Consider the following 8572-nt stretch of genomic DNA (forward strand, 5'->3'; position numbering starts at 1 on the left):
ACATGCCGGCGTGCTGCATGCCCGCCCCGGCACCGTGCGCGAAGACATAAAGGGCTCGCGCCTCCTCCGGCACTTGGAGGAGCGCAGAGACCTTAGTGCCGTCGGGCAGTGTCAGGGAAAGCGATTCTGGGTCGTCCATCGTATTCAGGTCGAGTCGTTGTGGCCTTTGCGCCGATTCTGCATCACTGAGGCATCGGGGAGCGTTCGTGGCGACCTCCGGCAAGGCACTGGGTAGGTGGAGTTTGCCGGGCGCGCGCCCATCGTGAACGGCGTCGCAGTCGCGATGTGTCGGTTGACGACTGCAAGCCCGACCTGTGGGCCGCAGCATGGTCCGCACTTTGAGACATCTGCGTATTAGCACGCCGGCATCATTGTCCCCGAGCCGTTTCGACACTGCAATCAGCGTCAAGGGAAGTTCTCGAAGGGCAGTTCATTTATCTGGCTCTCTGGAAGAGCATGTCCGGCTGCAAAAGGTTCTGGGTCCGGCCACAACGCGATATTCGAATCTACTACAGCACGATTGCATTGAATGGTGCGGTCGCCGTTGATGTAACAAGCGAACTGTTCGCACCGAGTTTCAACACCGCGACTCCCTCCTGTCGGCGGTCTGCCATGCGAGGATTGCCAAGGCGGAACAGTTCGAGCGAATGGTGCTCGCAAGCGCGGCGCTACCGTTGGCCCTCCCTTTTAATCCGGTCAACGTCAGCGATGAACTACCATTCAACCACGCACACGCCAAAACAACGTCTTGTGCTGACCACGTCCGGAGACGACTATGAAAATCATGGTGCTAATGGCATGTGTAGTACTTTCTGCTAATGCTTTCGCCGAGTGCAGAATAGGCGCCACCGGGCGCACAGTCTGCGACAACGGGCAGAAAGCCGGCGGCTATAACAACAATACGGGCACCGCCTGGAAGTCTGAGAATAATTCGGGCGGCGTCACCACAACCCAGACGAGCAAAGGCGGAGAAGCCAAGACTAAAAATGGTAAGGGCGTATACAAGAGCCCAAGCGGCAAGACGTGCGTTAAGACTGCGAATAATCAGGGATGTAATTAAACAGATACTGCTCTCTTCGACCACCGCTGTCCGGTAGCTTGGCATTTTGATTTGGTTTGGTTCGCCGCTTCGCAGCAGCCACACGTGCGCTCTCAAAAGGCCGCTACGAGTTCGTCCTCGAATGCTCAGACCCGACTCTGAGTAGCAGATAACCCGTCATGCCGGATAGCGTTGAACCCGCGATCACCCCTAAGCGGAGCGGCGTGTAGTATTCCGAGCCTTCGAACGCGAGAGAGCCGATCGATAGACTCATCGTGAATCCTACGCCACACGGCGCGGCGACGCCCACGATCTGGCGCCACGTGGCGCCCTCAGGAAGCTTGGCTAGTCCAAACGGAACCAGAGCAGCGCAGGCCCCGCAAACGCCGGTGAGTTTGCCCGCGAAAAGACCCACAGCGATGCCAAGCGGCAACGGCTCAGCCAGCGCCGTAGGTGAAATGCCGCCAAAGGAAACTCCAGCATTAGTGAAGGCGAAAATGGGCAATATGGCAAAAGCCACCCAAGGGTGAAGGCTGTGTTCAAGCCGGTGCAGGGGAGCGTGGCCGCGGGTGTCCGTTGCCTTTAGGGGGACGGCGAAGGCGGTCGCGCTCCAGCCCGACCAACAAGAAAAAAATGGCCATCAACCCATCGTTGACCCAGAGCAGAAGCGGCTTGGCAAGGACGAACGATCCAAAGCGCAGTTCGACAGGGATCTTAAGTAGATCGTCATAGGCCTGCCGAATTGGCGAGTTGCTGCAGATCAGCGCGAGAACTGCTGCGACCATGAGCAGCAAGCCACCCGCAGATTCCAGTTCGAGGAAGTCAGAGATGCCGTTTGTTGCCTTACGAAGCGAATTGTCCATTCAGTGCTTCTTCGGTTGTATGCAAACAACGTTCGAAGATGGGCCGGCGCCATGGACTGTGTGATTCCGGCAGTGTCGCTGCATTGAACGATGTTAGTGCACGCGCATCGCTGTCGACACCCGTTTTTCGTAGTCGACCGGCTCCGCATCGGCGGCAAGGCTCCCAATCGGAATTCCCGAGCGTGTTCGAAAACCCGATTTGCGTTCGCAGTCGGCTTTACTGGAGCACCCGCGCCTAACGTCCATCCGCCGCTCGGATCGGTTCGACTTCGGTGAAAGGTGCGGGTAGCGCACTGCGGCATCCGGATTGCTTGCCATGCGAGAAAAATTCCTCGAGGCTTAAGGATGAAAGCAACAATTTGGGGCCATACTCAGCTGCCGGAAGGACATGAAGAGGTTCATCGTTTTGCGTTTGAATTACACGATGGAAGTGAAGCGCCGCCCGTCCGCGAATCTATTTCCCTGCGTACTGCTCGTGTTGTGGTCGCGCATCTACAAGATGGCAACGCATTGATTCAAATGTTTCGAACCATCGTCAATAGCAAGCCGACGGACTACGATCACTTGGTCGGACAGAGCTTCGAGGATGATTTCATCGAGAATGGTCCGAGCGACCGTGTCGATGACGCGCCGGGATGGCAGAACGCCGAGCGCTGAGGGCCGACGTATAAGACAATCCCACCGCATGGGGCAGCATGCGGCCAGGAAGGGACGCTCGCGGTTGTCGGCATCTTGACGTTCGAACGGGAATTCGCCTCCGGGAGGCGTCGCTCAAACTGTGGTGCGCAGCCCGTGCGAGGGATTCTGTTTCTGGCGCTGGCAGGATTCAGCGAACCGACGCAACGCGTGCCGGCGATTCGGCCAGAGAACAGTAAACATTAGTGTTGCTGTGTGCCGGATTGAATCGCGGCCTGGCGCTGCGATGACGTTTGCTCAGCCTGCAATCGCGCTTCTGCCTTTTGCAGCCTGACCGGGTAGTCCACATCAACAGACAGCGGGTTGTAGCCGGCTTGTTCGAGATTGGCGAGTTCGGCGCGTACTTGTGCGCGCGTAAGTGGCGCATCGGCTTGAGCGAACGACGTAATTGGAGCAGAGGCGAGCAGAGCGAGGGCAGCCGTCATGAAAATGTGTTTCATCACATACCTACTTTTGGCGTCGAGTCTTCTGAAGTACTGCTAGAAGCCTCAAAGTATATGCGTCTTAAGCTAGGTATTTTCCCTTATTCGGACAATACTACATTGCGCAAAGCACAATGCTGCGCGCCTACAGCCTTCAGATGGACCGCAGGAAGGCAGCGGAGACACCCAGTCGAAGATCCGAGGAGAGGGCGCGCGACCGCGCGATCTCCTTGGTAAGCTGCTTCACCGTGCGGCACGCCAGCGTCAGTTCGCCGTGGGGTGACATGGCGAGCGCAATGAAGCGCGACACGGACGGCTCAACCACCATTGACGCCTGCAACCGGCATTCCTTTTCAAGGTTGGCAATCGCGTAAGGTCCGAGCAACCCGTAGATGCCGCCATCGGCCACGATGTGCCCCTGCAGACTCAACGAGTCGGCTTCTGCCGCGAAATTCAGGGAGACCTGGTGTTCACCGGCAATTTGTTCGAGCCGGTCGCGCCAGCTATTGGGGCGGCAGAAAAAGACCAGGGGAATCCCGTCGAGCTGCGAAAATTCAATGGTCGGATGTTTGGTCAGAAGATCGCCCTCCCCGCCGACCAGGTAGGTCGCTGCCTCAACCAAATACTCGTCACCGTCTTTCGGCGTCGGGCTATTTCTAAAAAGGATGGCGAGGTCAACACTACCGTTTTCCAACCACGTATCCAACAAAGCCCCCTGACCCTCGCGCACCTGTAACTGCACCAGGGGATAACGTTCTCGAAGGCGATGGTAGAGCGTGCTGACCAGCGGATGAGCGGTGGAGGGCAAGATCCCGAGCCTGACTACGCCAATCGGTTCTCCCGCGGTACTGCGGATGTCGTTGGACAACTGTTCCGTGCTGGCCAGCCACGTCCTGACGCGCGGGGCGATCCGCGCCCCCAGTTCCGTCAATATCACGCCGCGCCCTGTCCGCTGAAACAAGCGGCCGCCACAGTACTGCTCCAGTTCAACCATCTGGCGGCTGATATGCGGCTGGCTGGTCCCGTACGCCACGGCCGCCTTGCTCAAGCTCCCGAGTTCTGCCGCATCGATGAATAGCTTCCAAGCCGCGTAGTCCACCGCTAGCTCCAAAGAGATATGTCAAATCAGTATAGCTGAAATGTGTCGTTAGGCAGTTCTCGCATGGGCTGTCCGTCCCTACACTGCAACGCATGCACCACTGTTCGAGCTTAAAGCGAAACGAGCAGCGGGCTCTCCTCTCGGAGAGAGGAGCCGAAAAGTTCACATTGGAGACGTCATGAAAGCGATCGATCTGCGCGGTTTGGTCCCGGCACCCATTACCCCCTTCACCCGCGATGGAGCGGTGGACCATGCAGCAATTCAACGGCTGGGTTCCTGGCTCGGCAGCATTGAGGGCGTTAAAGGTCTGACGGTGCTCGGCCATGCTGGCGAAGGCACGTTCATGACGCAGAAAGAACAAGCGCAAGTCATCGAAAGCTTCGTGAAGTCCGTCGACGGCAAGATTCCGGTCATCGCCGGTATCACGCTCGAAGGTACGCAAGTCGCCGTCGATGAAGCGAAGCGAGCGGTGGAAGCCGGCGCGTCGGCAGGTCTCGTGTATCCGTCGCACGGCTGGCTGCGTTTCGGTTACCAGAAGGGCGCACCGCAAGACCGCTACCGCGCCATCCACGAAGGCAGCGGCCTGCCGCTCATCCTGTTCCAGTACCCGGACGCCACCAAGGCGACCTACAACCTCGAAACGCAGTTGGAAATCGCCGCACAACCGGGCGTGTTTGCGATGAAAAACGGCGTGCGCAATATGCGTCGCTGGGATGTTGAGATCCCCATCATCCGTCGCGAGCGTCCGGAACTGCAGATCCTGACCTGCCACGACGAATATCTACTGCACACGATGTTCGACGTAGACGGTGCACTCGTCGGCTACGGCGGTTTGGCTCCCGAGCCGCTCCTCGAACTGCTCAAAGCGGGCAAGGCGAAGGACTACCAGGCCGCACGCGCGATCCACGATCGCCTGCTGCCTGTGACGCGCAACGTGTACCACCGTGGCTCGCACATGGAAGGCACCGTGGCACTCAAGCATGGCCTCGTGGCCCGCGGCATTCTCGAGCACGCCACGGTCCGCTCGCCGTTGCTGCCGCTCGCGGAAGGCGCGGACGTTGAAATCGCCGACGCACTTCGCTCGGCAGGCCTCGTCGACTGACGCGGAAGCTGGCTATTCATAGCCGTTGTGACTATAGCGAACCGCTGCCCCCGCTTTGCTATCGCTTAAGCAGTAACGGCGACGCACGAACGCTTGGTGCGCGCGTCGCCCCATAACAGGATCGGGAAACGACCAAACAGGCTCCAGCGTCGCGACACAACAAGAAAGAAACGCGACCGGCGCTTCAAAACAAAAAGAAATCCGAGGGCCCATAAAATGCAGCATTTCAGGAGACAGCATGAACACCCCTTTGACCGCCTACAGCGTCGGCGTTGGTCAATCCGAGAGCGCAACCCGCACAACGAGCGAGCAAATGCGTGCGGCGAATCTGCTGTTTCGCATCGAGAACGTGCCGTTCTGCAAGTGGCACACGAAGGCACGCATCATTATGGGCAGCGCGACCCTCTTTGACGCATTCGACGCTCTCTCGCTTGCTTTCGTGCTGCCTGTACTGGTGGGTCTCTGGCATCTTTCTCCCGGCCAGATTGGCGTGCTGATCGCCTCAGGCTATCTCGGACAAGTCGTAGGCGCGTTGGTGTTCGGCTGGCTTGCCGAGCGCGTCGGTCGCGTCCCTAGTGCAACAGTAACAGTCGGTGTGATGTCGGCCATGAGCGTCGTATGTGCTTTCACCGGCAGCTTCCATATGCTGTTCTTGATGCGCTTTCTGCAAGGCATCGGCGTGGGCGGAGAAGTGCCCGTCGCGGCGACGTATATCAACGAGCTGTCGCAAGCGCATGGCCGGGGACGTTTCTTTATTTTGTACGAACTCATTTTCCCGCTGGGTCTGCTTGCAGCCGCGCAGTTGGGTGCGTTCATCGTCCCCCGTTTCGGTTGGGAGTACATGTTCCTCATAGGTGGACTTCCCGGAATCGTGGTCGCGATCCTGATCGCGCGCCTTCCAGAATCGCCGCGTTGGCTCATTTCGAAGGGGCGTTTCGATAAAGCTGAACGCATCATCGAGCGGCTGGAGGCAAGCACGCCGAAGCGCAGCCTCGACACGCAGACGCAGCAAGCCGAGGTCGACGAGCGCGTGGTGAGCCTCCTGAACGGCCTGCAGTCGAAGCAGAAGGGATCGTGGAAGGAACTTTTCTCGCCGTTCTACCGTGGGCGCACCATCGTCGTGTGGTTACTTTGGGCGACCTCGTACTTCGTCGCGAACGGCATCAACAACTGGCTGCCGAGCCTCTACAAGACGGTCTACCATCTGCCGTTGCAAGAGTCGCTTCACATGGCGTCCATCTCCAACGTCCTGAGCACGTGCGGGGTGCTTGCCTGCGCGTTGCTGATTGATCGGGTCGGGCGCCGCCGCTGGGCAATGGCCTGCTTCATCATCAGCGGAATCCTGCTTGCCGCTCTGGGCATTCATGGAGCAGGTAGTGCCTGGTCGGTGATGTTGCTGGGATCGTCGGCATATGCGGTGATGGCAACCACAACCGTACTGTTGTACCTGTACACCCCTGAAATCTATCCGACCCGGATGCGCGCGATCGGTACGGGCCTCGCGACGTCCTGGCTGCGAGCCGCTTCTGCTGCCGCGCCCGCGATCGTTGGCGTCGTATTGACGGGTAAAGGCATCGCTGCGGTATTCATCCTGTTTGCCGTGGTCAGCGCAGTGGGCTTCTTTGTGGCTTCGCGAATGGTGGAAACGACCAATCGCGCGCTAGAAGAAATCTCTCCGTAACCGCTCGCATTCACTGCCGCTCCTTCTTCTCAGGTGACTCAGGAGAAGGGGGAGGTCCTGATCCCAACAACCTTAATTTCAGCGCGACAGGTTCGCAGACAGCGACAACGCCCCAGGACACTCTATTCGCACTCCTGATCGGATGTCGATGGAAGCTGTATATAACAAGATAAATGGAGACAACCGAAATGAAAAAGGTACAACGGGTCATGGCCCGCGCCTCATTGCGGAAGGTTGCTGGCACCCTTGGCGTAGCAGCGATGCTAAGCTCCGGCCTCGCATTGACCTCTAGCAACGCCCGCGCAGATGGTGGTTCGCAGGTCCAACTGTATGGGATTGTTGGCACCTATGTCGGCAGTGTCAAACGTAGTGACACGCCGCAATCCACGGTACTCATGGGCAGCGGCGGATTGACCACTTCGTTCTGGGGAATCCGTGGCAAGGAAGATCTGGGCGGCGGCGTTAGCGCCATCTTCGCTCTTGAGAGCTTCTTCCAGCCTCAAAACGGCGCGCAGGGCCGCAATGCGACAGATCCGTTCTTTTCACGCAATGCGTACGTGGGCTTTCAAGGCGACTTCGGTCAGTTGACGTTCGGGCGCCAAAGAAATCCGACCTATACGGCCGAATCCCTCGTCAACCCGTTCAGTTCTTCGACGGTCTTTTCGCCGCTCGTCCTTCAGACGTTCGTGACCAATTACGGCGGCACGATCATCGGCGATACAGTGTGGAACAACACTGCCAAGTACACAACGCCTGACTTTAAAGGTTTCGGCGCAACGGTGATCTATGGCCTCGGTGGCGTTGCGGGGTCGCCCGGCGTCGGTAACCTCGGCGTTCACCTGAACTATCAAGGTCACGGGCTTACGGCCGTGCTCTCTGGCCAGCGTGTACGGTACACCGCAGCGGGGCCGGTCGGCGCGCAGTACGCCTACCTCGCGGGCGCAGCGTACGACTTCAAGGTCGTGACGCTTTATGGCGCGTGGGCGATGACAAGTGACGTGAGTACGCCTACAGGCAGCCACACGTACGAGGCGGGTTTCTCCATCCCGTTCACACCGGCAGATTTCCTGCTCGCCGAGTGGGCGCGGACGCAACGGTCGGGACCGACCCCTGCGACCAACGGCTTTCGCAATACGGCGTCTCTCGGCTATGACCACTTTCTCTCGAAGCGGACAGACATCTACGCGATTTACACCTACGACAAGCTGAGCGCTCGTCCCACCGGCAACACCTTTGCGGTCGGCGTTCGACACACGTTCTAGTTTCTGGCCCGGTCGGTGAGCAGCTCCTCGATTGGAGCCAGTGGACGATTCCACGGGTCCCGAAGCATTTTGCAGACGGGGAAGCGCCTTCGACGAGCCTGCACCGAGATGGCTGGCGCTCGGTCGGTACTACCTCTGCCCGCGAGTGGCGGTCGTACCCTCAGAAGCGGCCGTTCTGGTTATGAGGCAGAACGGCGGGTTAGGGTCGTCATGGGGCAATAGTAGCCGTTCGCCTTCACCGTCACGCAGCCATTCGAGCGGCGCTTCTATGATGCTTAGCGGCCTCTCAGACTCTCAGAGACAAACTCAACGGAAAGCACAAAGCATTAATGGCTCTTTTGAAAATGAAGTGGGTAATGGCTCTCAGCGGGCATGCGAGTTGAATGCGGAGAAGTCGAGTTTGCCAGC

Annotated in this window: 9 protein-coding genes; 5 read left to right on the forward strand and 4 right to left on the reverse strand. The window is 58.7% G+C overall.

The window, feature by feature from the left end; all coding sequences use genetic code 11:
- Positions 1-775: 775 nt before the first annotated feature.
- Complete coding sequence (locus AWB82_RS35815) at positions 776-1060, forward strand: hypothetical protein (RefSeq protein WP_086973987.1); 285 nt, start codon at positions 776-778, stop codon at positions 1058-1060.
- Positions 1061-1163: 103 nt separating this feature from the next.
- Here the strand turns inward: AWB82_RS35815 and AWB82_RS39065 are convergent, their stop codons facing one another.
- A complete protein-coding gene (locus AWB82_RS39065; RefSeq protein ID WP_327346105.1) occupies positions 1164-1592 on the reverse strand; it encodes a Na+/H+ antiporter NhaA in 429 nt (142 codons plus the stop codon).
- Positions 1579-1902 carry a Na+/H+ antiporter NhaA gene (locus AWB82_RS39070; RefSeq protein ID WP_327346100.1) on the reverse strand — a complete coding sequence of 108 codons (324 nt, stop codon included), beginning with the start codon at positions 1900-1902 and terminating at the stop codon, positions 1579-1581. The genes AWB82_RS39065 and AWB82_RS39070 overlap by 14 nt, the downstream gene beginning before the upstream one ends.
- A gap of 345 nt (positions 1903-2247) precedes the next feature.
- On the opposite strand from AWB82_RS39070, the gene AWB82_RS37490 reads away from it, so the two are divergent.
- Positions 2248-2559, forward strand: coding sequence for a hypothetical protein (locus AWB82_RS37490; protein ID WP_143756984.1), 312 nt, complete (start codon positions 2248-2250; stop codon positions 2557-2559).
- 221 nt (positions 2560-2780) lie between these two features.
- Here AWB82_RS37490 and AWB82_RS35825 read toward each other — a convergent pair whose 3' ends face one another.
- Both AWB82_RS35825 and AWB82_RS35830 read right to left on the reverse strand, forming a co-directional pair.
- On the reverse strand, positions 2781-3038 hold the full coding sequence (locus AWB82_RS35825) for a DUF4148 domain-containing protein (protein ID WP_086973988.1): 258 nt from the start codon (positions 3036-3038) through the stop codon (positions 2781-2783).
- 136 nt (positions 3039-3174) lie between these two features.
- A complete protein-coding gene (locus AWB82_RS35830; RefSeq protein WP_086973989.1) occupies positions 3175-4119 on the reverse strand; it encodes a LysR family transcriptional regulator in 945 nt (314 codons plus the stop codon).
- 178 nt (positions 4120-4297) lie between these two features.
- On the opposite strand from AWB82_RS35830, the gene AWB82_RS35835 reads away from it, so the two are divergent.
- The 3 genes from AWB82_RS35835 (at position 4298) to AWB82_RS35845 (ending at position 8164) form a co-directional block, all read left to right on the forward strand.
- Positions 4298-5221, forward strand: coding sequence for a dihydrodipicolinate synthase family protein (locus tag AWB82_RS35835; RefSeq protein ID WP_086973990.1), 924 nt, complete (start codon positions 4298-4300; stop codon positions 5219-5221).
- Positions 5222-5459: 238 nt separating this feature from the next.
- Positions 5460-6902, forward strand: a complete 1443-nt coding sequence (locus AWB82_RS35840; RefSeq protein WP_086973991.1) for an MFS transporter — start codon at positions 5460-5462, stop codon at positions 6900-6902.
- A 188-nt stretch (positions 6903-7090) separates the two neighbouring features.
- A complete protein-coding gene (locus AWB82_RS35845) occupies positions 7091-8164 on the forward strand; it encodes a porin (protein ID WP_086973992.1) in 1074 nt (357 codons plus the stop codon).
- Positions 8165-8572: the final 408 nt, after the last annotated feature.

Source organism: Caballeronia glebae, from assembly GCF_001545035.1.
GTDB classification, from domain to species: Bacteria; Pseudomonadota; Gammaproteobacteria; order Burkholderiales; family Burkholderiaceae; genus Caballeronia; species Caballeronia glebae.